This is a genomic window from Sulfitobacter sp. PM12 (assembly GCF_045586035.1).
Taxonomy (GTDB): domain Bacteria; phylum Pseudomonadota; class Alphaproteobacteria; order Rhodobacterales; family Rhodobacteraceae; genus Sulfitobacter; species Sulfitobacter pontiacus.
Genome location: NZ_CP151532.1, coordinates 62,462 through 77,770, shown reverse-complemented (window position 1 = coordinate 77,770; position 15,309 = coordinate 62,462). Strand labels below are relative to the sequence as shown.

At 59.5% G+C, this 15,309-nt stretch carries 16 protein-coding genes; 4 read left to right on the top strand and 12 right to left on the bottom strand.

What is annotated here, in order from left to right; all coding sequences use genetic code 11:
• Window position 1: 1 nt before the first annotated feature.
• From AADW22_RS16620 to AADW22_RS16610, 3 genes are all read right to left on the bottom strand, one after another.
• Window positions 2-994 (bottom strand): TRAP transporter substrate-binding protein, encoded by a 993-nt coding sequence (locus AADW22_RS16620; RefSeq protein ID WP_407474720.1) that lies wholly within the window; start codon window positions 992-994, stop codon window positions 2-4.
• Between the two features lie 166 nt (window positions 995-1,160).
• Window positions 1,161-2,666, bottom strand: coding sequence for an aldehyde dehydrogenase (NADP(+)) (locus AADW22_RS16615; RefSeq protein WP_407474719.1), 1,506 nt, complete (start codon window positions 2,664-2,666; stop codon window positions 1,161-1,163).
• Between the two features lie 71 nt (window positions 2,667-2,737).
• Complete coding sequence (locus AADW22_RS16610; protein WP_005848946.1) at window positions 2,738-3,484, bottom strand: SDR family NAD(P)-dependent oxidoreductase; 747 nt, start codon at window positions 3,482-3,484, stop codon at window positions 2,738-2,740.
• Window positions 3,485-3,854: 370 nt separating this feature from the next.
• On the opposite strand from AADW22_RS16610, the gene AADW22_RS16605 reads away from it, so the two are divergent.
• The gene (locus tag AADW22_RS16605) at window positions 3,855-4,202 is read left to right on the top strand and encodes a cupin domain-containing protein (RefSeq protein ID WP_005848947.1); all 348 of its coding nucleotides are present in this window, start codon (window positions 3,855-3,857) and stop codon (window positions 4,200-4,202) included.
• Window positions 4,203-4,206: 4 nt separating this feature from the next.
• On the opposite strand, the gene AADW22_RS16600 is transcribed toward AADW22_RS16605, so the two are convergent.
• The 5 genes from AADW22_RS16600 to AADW22_RS16580 form a co-directional block, all read right to left on the bottom strand.
• Complete coding sequence (locus AADW22_RS16600) at window positions 4,207-4,950, bottom strand: FadR/GntR family transcriptional regulator (RefSeq protein ID WP_407474718.1); 744 nt, start codon at window positions 4,948-4,950, stop codon at window positions 4,207-4,209.
• Window positions 4,926-5,642, bottom strand: a complete 717-nt coding sequence (locus AADW22_RS16595) for a ribonuclease activity regulator RraA (protein ID WP_005848951.1) — start codon at window positions 5,640-5,642, stop codon at window positions 4,926-4,928. Before AADW22_RS16595 ends, AADW22_RS16600 begins: the two co-directional genes overlap by 25 nt.
• 58 nt (window positions 5,643-5,700) lie before the next feature.
• Complete coding sequence (locus tag AADW22_RS16590) at window positions 5,701-6,981, bottom strand: TRAP transporter large permease (protein WP_005848953.1); 1,281 nt, start codon at window positions 6,979-6,981, stop codon at window positions 5,701-5,703.
• A gap of 2 nt (window positions 6,982-6,983) precedes the next feature.
• Window positions 6,984-7,514: a TRAP transporter small permease gene (locus AADW22_RS16585; protein WP_278375703.1), complete on the bottom strand. Its 531-nt coding sequence runs from the start codon at window positions 7,512-7,514 to the stop codon at window positions 6,984-6,986.
• Between the two features lie 71 nt (window positions 7,515-7,585).
• The gene (locus tag AADW22_RS16580; RefSeq protein WP_005848957.1) at window positions 7,586-8,581 is read right to left on the bottom strand and encodes a TRAP transporter substrate-binding protein; all 996 of its coding nucleotides are present in this window, start codon (window positions 8,579-8,581) and stop codon (window positions 7,586-7,588) included.
• A 239-nt stretch (window positions 8,582-8,820) separates the two neighbouring features.
• Between AADW22_RS16580 and AADW22_RS16575 the strand changes: the two genes are divergently transcribed.
• From AADW22_RS16575 to AADW22_RS16565, 3 genes are all read left to right on the top strand, one after another.
• Window positions 8,821-9,357 (top strand): peroxiredoxin family protein, encoded by a 537-nt coding sequence (locus tag AADW22_RS16575; protein WP_407474717.1) that lies wholly within the window; start codon window positions 8,821-8,823, stop codon window positions 9,355-9,357.
• Window positions 9,358-9,625: 268 nt separating this feature from the next.
• Window positions 9,626-10,810, top strand: coding sequence for a sulfite oxidase (locus AADW22_RS16570; protein WP_407474716.1), 1,185 nt, complete (start codon window positions 9,626-9,628; stop codon window positions 10,808-10,810).
• 55 nt (window positions 10,811-10,865) lie between these two features.
• Window positions 10,866-11,597, top strand: coding sequence for a c-type cytochrome (locus AADW22_RS16565; protein WP_407474715.1), 732 nt, complete (start codon window positions 10,866-10,868; stop codon window positions 11,595-11,597).
• 1 nt (window position 11,598) lies between these two features.
• Here AADW22_RS16565 and AADW22_RS16560 read toward each other — a convergent pair whose 3' ends face one another.
• The 4 genes from AADW22_RS16560 to AADW22_RS16545 form a co-directional block, all read right to left on the bottom strand.
• A complete protein-coding gene (locus AADW22_RS16560; RefSeq protein WP_340245444.1) occupies window positions 11,599-12,339 on the bottom strand; it encodes a hypothetical protein in 741 nt (246 codons plus the stop codon).
• A complete protein-coding gene (locus AADW22_RS16555; protein WP_009824384.1) occupies window positions 12,336-12,839 on the bottom strand; it encodes an RNA polymerase sigma factor in 504 nt (167 codons plus the stop codon). The genes AADW22_RS16560 and AADW22_RS16555 overlap by 4 nt, the downstream gene beginning before the upstream one ends.
• A 331-nt stretch (window positions 12,840-13,170) precedes the next feature.
• On the bottom strand, window positions 13,171-13,536 hold the full coding sequence (locus tag AADW22_RS16550; RefSeq protein WP_005848967.1) for a response regulator: 366 nt from the start codon (window positions 13,534-13,536) through the stop codon (window positions 13,171-13,173).
• Between the two features lie 9 nt (window positions 13,537-13,545).
• Window positions 13,546-15,198 carry an ATP-binding protein gene (locus tag AADW22_RS16545; protein ID WP_407474714.1) on the bottom strand — a complete coding sequence of 551 codons (1,653 nt, stop codon included), beginning with the start codon at window positions 15,196-15,198 and terminating at the stop codon, window positions 13,546-13,548.
• Window positions 15,199-15,309 lie beyond the last annotated feature (111 nt).

Below are 15,309 nucleotides of genomic sequence, written 5' to 3'. Positions count from 1 at the left end.
ATTACTTGGCGCGGACCGCTTCAAGCAGCTCCGATGCACCGATCTCGGCGGCATAGGCATCCTGCACCGGCTTGACCATTTCCAGCATCTTGTCGCGGTTTTCGAATTCGGACACGGTCAGCTGACCCGCATCGACCATCTCTTGCAGCTTTACGCCGTCCTCGCGCGATTCCAGCTCGCGGCCATAGGCCCCTGCCTCTTCGCCCGCTTCAAGCACGGCGGCCTGCAGGTCTGCGGGCAGGCTGTTAAAGGTCTTGCCGCTCATCACGATGGGGCGCACGGTGATCGAATGGCGCGTCAGCGTCAGGTTCGGGGCCACCTCGTAGAACTTGAGGTTCTGGATGCTCGCGGCCTCGTTCTCGAACCCTGCGATGACGCCGGTCTGGATGGCGTTGTAAACCTCGTTATAGGCAATCGCCGACGGGGCCGCCGTCAACGCCTGGAAGATCTGCGCCTGGATCGGTGCGCCCATGACCCGCATCTTGTGACCCTTCAGATCATCAAAGGTCACAACAGGTTGTTTGGACAGCAGATTGCGCGTGCCCCCGCCAGTGTAGCCCACGATCTTGATATCGGCTTTCTCCAGCAGCTCGTCCTCCAGCGGTGCAAGCACATCGCTGGACAGGACCGCATTCCAGTGGTCCAGATCGCGGAACAGGAACGGCATGTCCATCAGCGGGATGGACGGGGCGAACTTGGCCATGTTGGACGGCGCAAGGATCGTATAGTCAATCGCCACACCCTGGTTCAGGAAGGTGACGTAATCGCTTTCGACGCCAAGCTCGCCGTTCAGACGTAAGTCAAACGTTACATCGCCGTCGTATTTCTCGCCGACCAATTCCTCGAATTTACGCAGGGTTTTGGTAAAGGCATGTTCCTCGTCGAACATGCTGGCCCCCCGCAGAACCGTCTCGGCCTGCGCGGTGGCTGTAAAGAGCGTCGCAGCAACGGCGGCACCCGAAACAAGCTGTGCTGTCTTGGTAAAAAATGACATGGTAGTCCTCCCTGATTGTTGCCTGACCAGATACGTGCCTGACCAGATTCTCCCTGACGTGAAATATGTCGTTAGTATTTGTAACGCGTCAAGTTTATTTGTAATTATTTGTATATTTAAAGTTTATCAGCGGCTTACCCCCCAAGCACCGCTGCCCCGCATAGGGTCAAACGACCGGCAGCAGCTCTGCCGGAAGGTCTTGGTAGCAGACGGGGCGCAGGAAACGGCGGATCGCCAGCGTCCCGACCGAGGTCGCGCCAAAGTTGGTCGACGCGGGATAGGGCCCGCCGTGGACCATCGCCCCGCTGACCTCCACGCCCGTGGGAAAGCCGTTGGCCAATATCCGCCCCGCCTTGCGCTCTAACACTGGCATCAAGGCCTTGGCGGCAGCGGTATCGCCTGCGTCCATTTGCAACGTGCAGGTCAGCTGCCCGTCCAGCCCTTTGGCAACCGCGGCCATCTCATCCGCATCGGCCACGCGCACAATAATGCCAAGCGGCCCGAAGACCTCATGCGCCAGCGCGTCGCTGTTCAGCCAATCGGTGCCAGAGACCTCGAAGACAGCGGGGGTGACACGACGCGCCTCGCCCCGATCCGAAGAGACGAGCGCGCGCGTACACCCCGCGCGCGCGATACGATCACGCCCGTCGAAATAGGCATCGGCGATCCCCGCCGTCAGCGTTGTTTGGGCAGGGCTTTCGTGCAAGGCGGCGACCGCGGCATCGCGGAAGGTATCGGCACCGGGGCCGTCGGTGACCACAACCACGCCCGGGTTCGTGCAGAACTGCCCTGCCCCCATTGTCAACGACGCGGCCCACCCCGCGCCGATCTCTGCGCCACGGGCGGAGGCTGCGGCGGGCAATACAAAGACCGGATTGATCGACCCCAGCTCGCCAAAAAACGGAATGGGTTCGGGCCGTTGTGCACATAGATCAAACAGCGCCCTTCCGCCGCGCAGTGATCCGGTAAAGCCCACGGCCTTGATCAACGGATGCTGCACCAGCGCCTGCCCGACCTCTAGCCCGCCCCCCTGGATCAACGAGAATACTCCCGCGGGCATGTCGCAAGCTGTAATGGCGGCGGCAATCGCTGCGGCCACGACCTCTGCCGTGCCGGGGTGCGCGTGGTGCCCCCTGACAACCACCGGACAGCCCGCCGCCAAGGCCGACGCCGTATCCCCGCCTGCCGTCGAAAAAGCGAGCGGGAAGTTCGACGCCCCAAAGACCGCAACCGGGCCAATCGGGCGCTGGAACATCCGCAAATCAGATCGCGGCAAAGGCGTGCGATCCGGCAGGGCCGCATCATGGCGCGCGTCCAGAAACTTGCCTTCAAGGATATGCGTCGCGAACATGCGCAGCTGACCTGATGTGCGCCCTGTTTCACCGCGCAAACGTGCGTCTGGCAGGCCGGTTTCCTGGGCACCGATCAGGGCCAATGTGTCGATACGGGCGTCAACCTCATCCGCGATCGCATTCAGGAAGGCCGCGCGATCCTGCGCTGTGGTGGCGCTGTAGGCGTCAAACGCATCCTCGGCAGCCTGCGCGGCGCGGTCTACCAGATCAACGGTGCCGGCGGCGAAAATCCGTGGCTCCCCTTCGGCGGGGTCGGATGAAAATTGCTCTGCCGCGCCGGTCCATTCGCCTGCGATCAGGTGTTTGCCCATCAGTTCCATGCTGCGTTTCCTTTAGCTTCTGTCAAAAATCCGGCGGCCGCGTGCATCCGCAGCCGCCGGTCGTGTCGTTGTCAGGAAAACAGCATGCCGCCGTTGATATCGACGTTGGCACCTGTGATGAACGCCGCATCATCCGACGCAAGGAACACCGCCAGCTTGGCCACATCTTCCGAAGTTCCCTCGCGTTTCACGGGCGAGACATTGGCCACATGGGTGCGCACTTCGGGTTTGGTAAAGATGTTGTGGAAATCGGTATCGATCATCCCCGGGCAAAGCGAATTCACGCGGATTTTCGGACCCAACTCTTTCGCCAGACCCCGCGTCAGGGTCATCAGCGCCCCCTTGGATGCGCCGTAAGCCGAGGCACCGGGCCCGCCGCCATCGCGACCGGCCTGCGACGCGAGCCCGACAATCGACGATCCTTCGGTCATATGGGGCAGACATTCACGCACCATCAGCACAAAGGATGTCAGGTTCACGTCCATGACCGACTGCCAGTGATCCAGCGTCATCTCCGACATGGTGACCCGCGCGACCAGCCCGCCCGTGACGTGGACCAGCGTATCGACCTGTCCGAATTCCTTGACGGTCTTTTCTACCAAGGCGGCAACATCGGCCTCTTTGGTCATATCGCCCTGCAGCGCGAAGGCATTGCCGCCCGCCGCCTTGATTTCAGCGACAGCGCTGTCGGCCCCTTCAGAGCTTGCCATATAGTTGATCGCCACATTCGCGCCCCGCGCCGCGAGCTCAAGCACGCAGGCGCGGCCGATATCGCGGCCACCGCCGGTTACAATTGCGGTTTTCCCTTTGAGGTCCATGATCGTCTCCTGAATATAAAATTCTGCGGAGGAACCTGACCGAGCAGTGCTCTCCGCGTCTCCCTTCGATGCACAATGGGGTTCAAGGGCGGCGATGCACGCCCAACAACTGCATTATCCGTCCCCTTGCTTAGGGCAAACCTCAGGGCGCGACAATACAAATTATTACAAATATAGAGATCGGTAAGTCGAGAAGGTTTTTGGCCCCAGCGGAAAAGCCCGAAAAAACAGTAGAATATGCGTTATATCAAGCACAAACCCGATAAAAATCACTACCGCCTTCGGCGAGCCTCTCACCCAAATCTGTTGACAACATCCAAAAATAGTTACAAATAATTACATCTGATAAACGCCTGAGGGAGGCATACCAATGGACACCACAGCAGACGCATCACAGGGCTGGATGACCTCTGGCCCCGGCGCGCAGCGGCGCATCTTGTGTCAGGACAAAGCGCTGATGATGGTAGAGTTCATGTTCGAAAAGGACGGCGTCGGCGTGCCCCATTCGCATCCCCATGTGCAGACGACCTTCGTGTCCTCTGGCCAGTTCGAATTCACCGTTGGGGGCGACACGCAGATCCTGAACCCCGGCGATGCGTTGATCATCCCGTCGAACGTCGAACACTCCTGCCTGTGCTTGCAGGCGGGGAAACTGCTCGACAGTTTTGCGCCGCGGCGGGATGATTTCATGGCGGCCCACGGGCTACCGCTAGAGTAAGCGGTTAACCTTCGAACACACGGTTCTTTGCATTCTCGACATGGGCGCGCATGGCGGCGCGGGCTTCGGCCTGATCCCGTGCGATGATCGCGGCGAGGATGCGGCGGTGTTCTTGCTGGACAAGCTCCATCCGCTCGCGTGGTTTGCTGAGCGACAGGTTCCGCGTCAGGTTGAGGCCGGTCAGGATGTTCGACTTCATTGAGGTGCGCGCCGTTGCGAAATACTGGTTGCCGGACGCCTCGCAGATCGCCTGATGAAAGGCCTCGTCCGCCTCGACGCCCAACTCCCCTTCGCGAATGCAGCGGTCCAGCTCCTTGAAATGCGCGCGCAGCTTGGCCAGATCCCCGTCTGTATGGCGCACGGCGGCGAGGAACGCCGCCTCCCCCTCGATCGCGGCGCGGAATTCGAAGGTGCGCTGGATATCAGCGATGGACCCCACGGGCGCAAAGGTCAGCACCGCCGTATCGGGGCGGCGCTGCACGAATGACCCAGACCCCTGCCGCGACACGACCACGCCGTCTTCGCGCAACTGCTTAAGCGCCTGACGCAGCACCGGCCGGGACACCTCCAGCATCTCGCTCATGGCGTGTTCCGTCGGCAGCTTATCCCCGACCGCAGTCTCCCCGCTGGAGATCATCGCGAGGATTTTCTCGTAGGCGTGATCCGCGAGCGTGCGTTCCTTGGCGGGCTTGCCCATGGCGGAACGGCTCGCATCTGCGCCTGCTACCGGTTGTTTTGTTCCCGCCATGCTTTGAATTCGTCCTTCGTTGCCGGATCTGTCGGTGGGTAAAGCCCAAAAATCGAAGCACCATTTTGCACCATTTCCAGAACGAAGTCTTCGAAAACGGTCATCTCTTCGGTTTCTGACGCTATTTCTGCCACCAGATGCTTGGGGATGCAAACGACGCCTTCATTGTCGCCGACGATAATGTCACCCGGAAAGACGGAAACACCGCCACATGCGATAGGATCATTGATCGCGACGGCGTGGTGTTTGGTCAGGTTTGTCGGCGCACTGGGGCGCGTGTGATAAGCGGGCATCTCGAGCGCCGAAATCTCGGGCGTGTCGCGGAACCCCCCGTCGGTGACGATCCCCTTGCAGCCGCGCTTCATCAACCGGGTGGCCAGAATACACCCCGCCGACGCCGCCGTTGAATCGCGCCGCGAGTCGATCATGAAGACGGACCCGGGGGGGCATTCCTCTACGCCCTTGCGCTGCGGGTTGGCACGGTCCGCGAAAGACTCTAGCCCGTCCAGATCCTCGCGCGCGGGAATATAGCGCAGGGTGTAGGCCGGCCCGACCATATTCGGCCCGGGGTTCATACGGTACGGCCCCTGAATAAAGACGTTACGAAAGCCGCGCTTGAACAATGCGGTGGTCAGCGTTGCCGTGCTGACATGCATGAGCTTTTCAAGGAGTTCTGGCGTCGGTTCAGTCATGGTGAAAACTTTCTACTATGGTATTTCGGGCGTTTTGAAAGGCGTGGAAAAGGTCGGCTCATTCAAGCAATGAGGGCAGGAACAGCGACACCGCGGGGACATATGTGACCAGCAAGAGCGCCATCAGAATGGCCAGGTAGAAGGGCCATATGGTCCTGAGCGTTTCCTCGATCTTGACCCTGCCAACGGCACAGCCCACGAACAGGCAGGTGCCAACGGGGGGCGTGCACAGACCAAGCCCGAGGTTGACCAGCAGCATGATCCCGAACTGGGTGGGGTCCATGCCAAGATCGCGTACAATGGGCAGGAAGATCGGGGTGCAGATCAGGATCAGCGCGGCCATATCCATGATCATCCCCAGCACCAGCAGCATGATGTTGATCATCAGCAGAACGGCGATCTTTTCTTCCGAGATGCCAAGCATGAAGCTGCTCAGCTTTTCGGGCACCTGATACAGCGCCAGAAGATAGGCGAATGAACTGGCGAAACCGATTAGCACCATGACCATCGCGGTTGTGCGCACGGCAGAGACGACGGCGGTCTTGAACCCGTTCCAGTCAAGGCTGCGATAGACGAAATAGGTCAGCAGCAGCGCATAGATCGCGCCGAAGGCACCGGATTCAGTCACGGTGAAAATACCCGACAGCACCCCGCCCACGATAATCACAGCCGTCACCAGACCCGGCAGCGCATGCAGCGATGCAACGCCGACCGCACGCCAGCCGGGGAAGGGCTCCGCCGGATAGTTGCGTTTGATCGCAATGACATAGGCCGCCACCGCAAGGCACAGACACATCAGCATACCGGGCACCACCCCCGCGAGGAACAGCTTCGAGATCGAGATCCCCCCGCCAGCGGCCACCGCAAAGATAATCATATTGTGGCTGGGCGGAATAACGATGCCTGCAATCGATGATGTAACGGTCACGTTCACCGCGTAATCGGAATGATAGCCACGTTCCTTCATGACAGGGATCAGAATAGACCCGAGCGCCGAGATATCAGCCACAGCCGATCCCGAAATCCCGCCGAACAACATGCTGGAAAAAATGTTCACCGATGCCAGACCGCCGCGCACGTGACCCACAAGGGCCGAGGCGAACTTGACCAGACGCATGGCGATACCGCCGTGCAGCATCAGCTCGCCTGCGAAAACAAAGAACGGGATCGCCAGCAGCGAGAAGACAGAGATGCCGGAAACCGACCGTTGAAAAGTGATCAGCAGCGGAAAACCCTCGTACCAGAACGCGGTCAGGGCTGCGATACCCATTGCAAAGGCGACGGGGATACCGATCACGACGGAGACACCGAAAATGCCAAGAAGGATTGTCAGACCCATGATTAAAACAGACCTTTTTCATGATAGGGGATACCGCGCAGAAAACAGGCGATCCGAAACACCGCGCGCAGTCCGGCAAATAGAAAGACAAGCCCGCCGCACATCGCAGCCGACAAGGACCGGAAGCTCTCGGGGATGTTCAGCATGGGGAGCATTGTGCTCCACCCGAATTTCACCAGTTCAATACTTGCGACCAGCATGATCAGGCCAAAACCGGCAAGGACGATATCAATGACGAGCTTCAGGAAATGACTGACCCGCCAGCCCATCATGTCGCGGAATAGCGTCACCCCGAGATGTGTGTTCTCATGGATCCCGACCGCCGCGCCCAGATAGGTCACATAGCAGATCAGCAGAAGTGCCAGCTGTTCGACCCATGTCGGTGTGACGTTCAAGACATAGCGCCCGAACACCAGCCAGCCAAAGGTCGCGATCAGCACGACGATGGCGATAGAGGCCGCGAGCATGCAAAGAAAACTCAGCCCGTCGAGCGCACGCTCGGTATGCTTCATCCAGAGGGGTGCGTGTTCCACGGCCCTATTCCTTTGTGAGAGAAGGGGTGCGCCCCGTTGCAACAGGGCGCACGATTGTCCAGCCGCGCTGATCAGTCAGCGTTGCGGAACAGATTGACGAGATCCGTCATCTCTGGATTGGCCGCCAGATACTTTTCGTAGACGGGCACCATCGCTTCCTGGAACGCCGATTTGTCGGCGATCTCGTTCACTTCGACGCCACCGTCCATGATGATCTTCATCGACGCCGCCTCGCGTTCGCCCCAGAGCTTGCGCTGCAGATCGGTGGAGTTTTTACCGGCGGTTTTCACGATTTCCTGCTGTTCTGGTGTCAGACCGTCAAAGGTCTTCTTGCTCATGCACAGGCATTCGGGAATGATCAGGTGCTGGGTCAACGAATAGTATTTCGCGACCTCGAAGTGGCTGGTGGATTCATAAGACGGCGGGTTGTTCTCTGCCCCGTCCACAACGCCGGTCTTGATCGACTGGTAGACTTCCGCAAAGGCCATCGGGGTGGCGTTGCCGCCCATGGATTCGATCATGCCGACGAACAGGTCGTTGTTCATCACGCGCACTTTCATGCCTTGCACGTCTTCGGGCGTATTGATCGGCTTGACCGAATTATAGAAAGACCGCGCGCCGGCGTCATAGTAACCAAGGGGGACAATCCCCTTTTCCTCTAGCGCTTCCCCCAGTGCGGCCCCCGGTTCGCCGTCCATCAGCTCATACATTTGGGGCACGCTTTTGAAGACAAAAGGCAAGGACACGACATTGGTCGCAGGCACGGCCTGACCCATCGGCCCAAGGCTGAAGACGCCAAAATCCATAATCCCGAGACGCAGCTGTTCAATCGCATCGGGCTGCGAGCCCAGAACGCCAGCGTGGAACACCTTGCCCTTGATCTCGCCCCCGGTCTTTTCGGTGACCTCTTCCATGAAGGCTTCCATACCGTGCGATACAGGGTAATCCTCGACGTGGATATTCCAGCCGCGCCAGTCCTTTGCCTGCGCCGTCACGGGCATGACAGCCAGCGTCGATGCCGCGGCAATCGCAAAGGCACCACGGGTGATGATTTTATTCAGTTTCATATTTGTTTCCTCCCAAAGACAAATTATTGCAAAAGTGATCACACGACTTACAAATATTTACAAGTATTATTTTTCGAGTCTTAATGGGGACGCGCCCGACCTTGTCGTTTTGATCTTCACCGCACCGACCCAAAAATTTAGAATTTTAAAGGGCTTAAGGTCTGCGAAGAGACGACTAAGGCGACGGAAATTTCGCCCCTACTGCACGGGCGGGCCGATACATAGGAAGAGGTAGATAGATGACAAATTCGCATTCCAACCAGACAACCAAACTACAGGCGGGCGCCGCCTTCCCCGTGTTCGAGGTGCCTAAATTCGGTGGCGGCACCATGACGGTGGGCGGCGCGACCGACGGCTGGACGCTGCTCATCGTATACCGTGGCAAGCATTGCGGACGCTGCAAGACCTACCTGGGCAAGCTGGAACACAACTATGCAAAGTGGGAAGACGCGGGTTTTGCGGTGAAATGCGTCTCGGCCGACCCGCTGGAGAAAGTCAGCGATGATGTTGCGCGCTTCGGGTGGACCTTCGACATCGGCTACGACCTGCGAGAGAGTGACATGCGCGCCATGGGGCTTTACGTCAGCGACCCGCTGTCTTCGCAGGAAACCGACCGTCGCTTTGCAGAGCCCGGTATTTTCTGCCTGCGCCCCGACGGCACGACGCAGATCATAGCCATCTCTAACGGTCCGGCGGCGCGCCCCGATTTGGATGAACTTCTCGACGGGATGATATTCACGATCAACAACGACAAACCTGTCCGCGGGAACGCCTAAACCCGACCTGTGCCTACAAACCGCAAGACAGCCAAGAGGAGCACCCCTAATACAACACAACGCCTCCCGCTAGGCGACAGACCCGAGTTCTGCCAAAGCGCTGGATACAGCGGGCCTGCGCGAACGGGCACCGATCCAGCGGGTGCTCGCAAACTTTATCGAAAGTTATTTTGTCACGCGGGAATAAACCGCACCCCCCGGACGTCACTTGGTCATAGAGCCTTTGCCCACCATGCAGAGCAAAGGCCCGGAACCACGGGAGGAAGACATGAAAGTCATTGAAAACGTTAAGCGTCGGCATTTTTTGATCGGATCGGCAGGCACGATGGCAGCCGTCGCGGTCGGGGCACCGGCTTTGGCACAATCGGGCGGAGAGCCTTTGCCGGATTACGTCGCCTGGAAAGACGCCGAGGACATGATCGTCCATTCCAAGCAGACGCTCGAGACGAAACGCGCCGCACAGGGGGCAGAGCTGATCACCCCCACGACCGAACTTTACATCCGCAACAACTTGCCCGCCCCCTCGGACAAGATCGTTGCCGATCGCGATGCTTGGGAGGTCGAGATCGACGGTGTTGCAAACCCCGGCAAGATGACCGTCGGCGCGTTGAAAACGCTTGGCGTCGAAACGGTCGTGTGCGTGTTGCAATGCTCGGGCAACGGGCGCGCTTTCTTCGATCACGAGACGAGCGGGTCGCAGTGGTCCGTCGGGGCGGCGGGCAATGTCGTGTGGACAGGCGTGCCCGTGCGCGCCGTTATTGACGCAATGGGCGGTGCCGATGCGGATGCCGTCTACCTGACCGGCACCGGCGGAGAGGACATTCCCCAAGGACTGCCGCCTGAATCGATCCAGGTTGAACGCTCTGTCCCCAAGGCTGCGATGGATCGCGCGATCCTCGCGTGGGAGATGAACGGCGAACCCGTGCCGCTGGCGCACGGTGGCCCCCTGCGGCTGATTATCCCGGGCTACTACGGGGTCAACAATATCAAATATCTCAAACGGTTGGCCCTGACGGTCGAGGAATCGCCCAATAAGATCCAGCAGACTGGCTACCGCGTCCGCCCTGTCGGCGAAAAAGGTGATCCCTCGCAACCCTCCATGTACGAGATGTCGGTGAAATCATGGATCACCGGGCCGCTGGTGGATGCTGCAACGGGCAAGGTGCAGATTCACGGCGTCGCCATGGGCGGTGTCAGCGGGCTGGAGAAAGTCGAAGTGTCCACAGACAGCGGGCAGAATTGGGCCGATGCGCAGTTTCTGGGCCCTGACCTTGGCCCCTACGCGTGGCGACCCTTTGTGCTGATCACCGATCTGACGGAAGGCACACATATGCTGGCCAGCCGGGCAACCAACGCCGCAGGCGACGCCCAGCCAGAGAACTTTCCGCCAAACGAACGCGGTTATGGCAACAACGGATGGCGGGCACATGCCGTCGACGTGACTGTCAGCTGATACCATAGACCGGCGGCCTTGGCCGTCGGTCCGACCCTTACCCGGAGACATTGAAATGACCCCATCCCTGACGCCGCGCCTTGGCGGTGCCCTTTTCCTTGCGCTGATCGGCAGCGTAGCAGCAGCCGACGCCTCTCTTGACGCCGGGCGCGCCCTTTTCAACGAGACAGCGCAGCCGCAATGTGCCCTTTGTCACAGCTTGAAAGACGCAGGCGCCGAAGGCGAGATCGGCCCGAACCTTGATGACTTCAAGCCCACCGTCGAACAGGTCCGCGCCGCCGTGACAAGCGGGATCGGCATTATGCCCGGCTTTGCCGAAACGCTGACCGACGCAGAGATCGAAACGCTATCGACCTATGTGGCGACGGTCGCGGGCGGATCTGACGCCGCGGCCAACAGCGACGCCAGCGCGCCGACCGAGGACGCCGCCGCAGCAGAGCCGGAAACCCCCGGTGCCGAGATTCTGGCGCAAGGCGACCCCGCCGCGGGCGAGAAAGTATTCAGGAAGTGCAAAGCCTGTCACACGGTAGAAGAAGATGGCCCAAGCCGCGTCGGGCCAAATCTGTACGGGATCGTCGGTGCCTCTGTCGCGGCGGTGGACGGGTTCCGCTATTCCGGCGCGCTGACCGACCATGGCGGCGACTGGACACCGGACCGGCTTGCGACTTTCCTTGCCAACCCCCGCAAGGCCGTGCCCGGCACCAAGATGAGCTTTGCCGGGCTGCGCAAGCCGGAAGACCAAGCCGATGTGATCGCCTATCTCGCCAGTTTGTCAGACGCCGACTGACCTAACCGACGCAAGGCCGTGCCGAACGAACCGTCTTTGAAAGCGCTGCCATCACGCTTTCAGAGGCGCGTTCGCGCGTTTCAAGCCTAAGATAGCGGGCAATGGCATCGAACCGGGTGCGGTCCATCCCCGTCGCGACGATAATATGGTGCTGTTGGTCCCGTGAGCCCCAGCTCGCGATCTGCTTTTCTGACGTGCTCTTACCCTCTGGCAGTGCAAACCCGCCGCGCAGGTAGGTCAGCCGACATCCATTCTGGCCCGCATAATGCATGATGTCGCCCTGCTTTGCCACGCGGGACGCGACGGCTGTCAGGTTCGCGCCCTCAAGATCCGGCACACCTGCCAGTCCACCCCCCGCCACGGGGCGCAGATCGCCAGAGCCTACATCATAGGTCTGTGCTGCAAGTTCGGTGTGAATGTCGAAAGCCGTGGGGGTGGCGACGAAGTCAGACCCGAAAACCATCGCCAAAGCCACCGCTGCGGCGACAGCGCCGCCCCAAAGCCAAGGTCGCGGGTGCCGGTTGCTATTTGCAGCCCTCGTTTGCGGCGTAGCGTCTGGGTCGTCCAGCACCGGACGCATCAACGCCAAACCGCGCGAAACGCGCCGCACATCCTCAAGCGCCGCAGCCAGCGCGGGTTCGGCAGCCAACCGCGTCTCTAAGGCACGCATTTCCGACGCGCTCAGCGCGCCATCATGGTAGGCGTTGACCTGTTCCCAGTCTTTGTCGTTCAGCTCGCTCATGTCTTCCGCGTCACTTCCTGTTTTGCCGTTCCGGCCCCATCGACCACGTCCAGCAACGCCCGACGCGCGCGGCTGATCCGGCTCATCACTGTGCCGTTTGGCACATCCATCACTTTCGCCGCCTCTGCGTATTTCAGGCCCATAATGTCCACAAGGCACAGCACCTCGCGGGTTTCGGGCGGCAGCTTCTCGAACGCCAGCCGGATCAATACATCCCGCGCGGTGTCCGGTCCGCCTGCTTCATCAGATAGACGTTTCTCCTCCGCCGAATATTCACGGCGCACGCGCCTTTTTCTCAGCTCGTCATAATGCAGGTTGCGAATGACGCGGAACATCCACGGGCGCAATTCCTCCAGCAGTTCGGGTCTGCGATCAGACCGCAACCCCCGCTCCACCGCGTCCTGCACCAGATCCTCTGCCGCGTCGCGCGACTGACAGATGGCCGTGGCATAGGCCCTCAACTCAGGCAAAAGAATCTCGATAAGGGTACGCTGCGCCATATCAATCCGTACCGCGTTTTCAGGCCGGATCAAAGCCAACACGGCCCGTTGTCGGCATTCTTCGTGCGGGATCGGGCGTAGGAGTTGCGTCGAGAATATCCGTGATGCTTGCCGGAAAAATCGCGGCGCACGCGGCTGAATCTGAAACGGTATTCAGGTGGCTTCACCGGCAGGGTTTAAGCGTTCGCCATTATTTAACATAACGTTCTTCGGCACTTTTGATTTCCAAACAAACGTCCCACCCGTATCGACCTTACAAACAGCGACACCCACAAAACAAAAAAACCGCAGCATTTCCGCCGCGGTTTTTTCATCTAACGTCTGGCCCTATTCAGGCGATGGCTGCCTTGATCTGGTCGGCGAGCGACATGGGATCAAAGGGTTTGCTGATCACCTCTGTCGCGCCGATGCCGCGCAGTTCTTCCAGCTCGTTCGGCTGGGCACGGGCGGTCATGAAGATCGCGGGCACATTTGCGAAATCCGGATTCTCGCGCAGTTTCTCAAGCGTTTGACGGCCGGTCATGCCGGGCATCATCATATCCAGCAAAAAAACGTCGGGGATATAGTCCAGCGTCTTTTCAAGCGCCTGTTCGCCGCAATCGCATTGCTCAACCACGAAATCACCCGACAGTTCGAGTGACATTTTGGCGATTTCGCGAATATCGGCGTCGTCTTCTACGTGAAGCAATTTAATCATACGGGACTCTTATCCAACGTTCTCTAGTCTTTCAAAATCAGTCTCTGGCCCAGAATGGCGCGTTTTGACAGGTAAAGTGAAGGTGAAAGTTGTCCCCCGCCCTTCTTTACTGACAAAATCGATCGTACCACCCAAACCTTCAACAATTGCTTTACAGATGCTCAGCCCCAAACCGGTACCGCCTTTGGTCGCCCGATCGGAATTCGCCATATCTGCAAACCGCTGAAAGATCTTATGCTGGTCTTCGGGCGCAATGCCCATACCCTCATCGCGTACAGACACACATACGTTTTCGGGCGTTTTATCGACGGAGATCTCCACCGTGCCGCCCGGCTTGGAAAACTTCGCAGCATTCGACATCAAGTTGGTTAAAACTTGAATGATACGGTTGGCGTCGGTCTCGATATAGGTGGGCGTATCCACCCCGTGGCATTTGATCTGCAAGCCGAACCGCTGATGCGCGGTCGCATTGGCGCGCAGGGATTCGGCCACCAGTTCTGACAGGTCGGCGGTTTCCAGTTCGAAATCCAGACGCCCGGAGGAGATCTTTTCCATGTCCAGAATGTCGTTGATGATCAGCACCAGACGATCGGCATTGCGATGCGCGATCTCCAGCAAGCCCTCGGCCTTGGGCGGTAGCTGCCCCGCGGCTTTCGACAACAGCAGCCCCATCGACCCTTTGATCGAGGTCAACGGCGACCGAAGTTCGTGGCTGACCATAGAGATGAAATCCGCCTGAAGTTGCTCTTGTTCAAGCCGTTCGGTGATGTCGTGCAGCATGATCAGCAGACGCCCGTCGACTGTCCCCTTGTTCAGCCACTTGATCGACCCTTCAAAGTTCGTGCCCGATATCGTTGCGCTGAACGTCATATAGGTGTCGCCGATATCCATCATCCGCAGACAGGCATCGAGCACATCCTCGCAGCCGCGCGCGGCCGCCATATCGCGCACCGTTTGCCCGTTCTTGGGCCGCGTCGACCAGCCGAACCGTGCCTTGGCGGCGAGGTTCATATAGCGCAACTCAAGGTTGTCTTCGGACACGATCCAGATGTCGTCGCGCAGCTCGTGCAAGGTCATTGCCGTGTCGCGTCGCGCGATCAGCTTGGTGGTAGATGTGATGTCCGTCCGCGCCGAGATCGACCCGATCCAGCGGCCATTCGCATCCAGCAACGGGGTCACTGTCGTCTGTGTCACGCAGTTTGACCCGTCGCGATTGCGCAGCGTCGTTTCACCCTGCCAGCTTTTGCCCTGCCGCAGCAGATCGCGGATTTCAGTGGCGGTGGTTCTATTGTCCTTGGAATACAGCATCGCGACCGGTTTGCCGATCAGCTCTTTGCGGGTATAGCCGGTTGCCTCGAGCAACAGGTCGTTCACCTCGACCAGCAGGTTATCGGTGTCGACCACGTTTACCATCGTGTGCATCTTTAGAACACGCAGCTGTTGGGCAACGCTGTCATCAACCGTCGCACGCGCCGGCGTGGCCCGCACGTTCGCGGCGATCAGCGGCACCAGACTTGCAATGGCGATGGCCCCGATAACCGGAACGGTTTGCGCCGGTGCGCCCGACAGCAGCGCCGAGGTCGCGGCGTACCACCCCCCAGCCAAGGCCGATCCGGCGACGAAACCGGTCGCACTATGGCGCTTCTTTCCGTTCCAAGACATATCGCGTCCTTACTTACAAAAAGAAGGCACCATCCCTAGCCAAGCGCCCTCTCCATCCCTTGCGCCATCATAGACAAAAGTATCTAGACATTTTTAAGGCGATTTTTAGCA

Bases quoted from the DNA above. Each gene is read 5' to 3' on its own strand.
- AADW22_RS16550 (WP_005848967.1), bottom strand. From the start codon at position 13,536: ATGATTAAATTGCTTCACGTAGAAGACGACGCCGATATTCGCGAAATC.
- AADW22_RS16555 (WP_009824384.1), bottom strand. From the start codon at position 12,839: ATGGCGCAGCGTACCCTTATCGAGATTCTTTTGCCTGAGTTGAGGGCC.
- AADW22_RS16610 (WP_005848946.1), bottom strand. From the start codon at position 3,484: ATGGACCTCAAAGGGAAAACCGCAATTGTAACCGGCGGTGGCCGCGAT.
- AADW22_RS16580 (WP_005848957.1), bottom strand. From the start codon at position 8,581: ATGAAACTGAATAAAATCATCACCCGTGGTGCCTTTGCGATTGCCGCG.
- AADW22_RS16570 (WP_407474716.1), top strand. From the start codon at position 9,626: ATGAAAGTCATTGAAAACGTTAAGCGTCGGCATTTTTTGATCGGATCG.
- AADW22_RS16575 (WP_407474717.1), top strand. From the start codon at position 8,821: ATGACAAATTCGCATTCCAACCAGACAACCAAACTACAGGCGGGCGCC.
- AADW22_RS16620 (WP_407474720.1), bottom strand. From the start codon at position 994: ATGTCATTTTTTACCAAGACAGCACAGCTTGTTTCGGGTGCCGCCGTT.
- AADW22_RS16560 (WP_340245444.1), bottom strand. From the start codon at position 12,339: ATGAGCGAGCTGAACGACAAAGACTGGGAACAGGTCAACGCCTACCAT.
- AADW22_RS16545 (WP_407474714.1), bottom strand. From the start codon at position 15,198: ATGTCTTGGAACGGAAAGAAGCGCCATAGTGCGACCGGTTTCGTCGCC.
- AADW22_RS16590 (WP_005848953.1), bottom strand. From the start codon at position 6,981: ATGGGTCTGACAATCCTTCTTGGCATTTTCGGTGTCTCCGTCGTGATC.
- AADW22_RS16565 (WP_407474715.1), top strand. From the start codon at position 10,866: ATGACCCCATCCCTGACGCCGCGCCTTGGCGGTGCCCTTTTCCTTGCG.
- AADW22_RS16600 (WP_407474718.1), bottom strand. From the start codon at position 4,950: ATGGCGGGAACAAAACAACCGGTAGCAGGCGCAGATGCGAGCCGTTCC.
- AADW22_RS16605 (WP_005848947.1), top strand. From the start codon at position 3,855: ATGGACACCACAGCAGACGCATCACAGGGCTGGATGACCTCTGGCCCC.
- AADW22_RS16595 (WP_005848951.1), bottom strand. From the start codon at position 5,642: ATGACTGAACCGACGCCAGAACTCCTTGAAAAGCTCATGCATGTCAGC.
- AADW22_RS16615 (WP_407474719.1), bottom strand. From the start codon at position 2,666: ATGGAACTGATGGGCAAACACCTGATCGCAGGCGAATGGACCGGCGCG.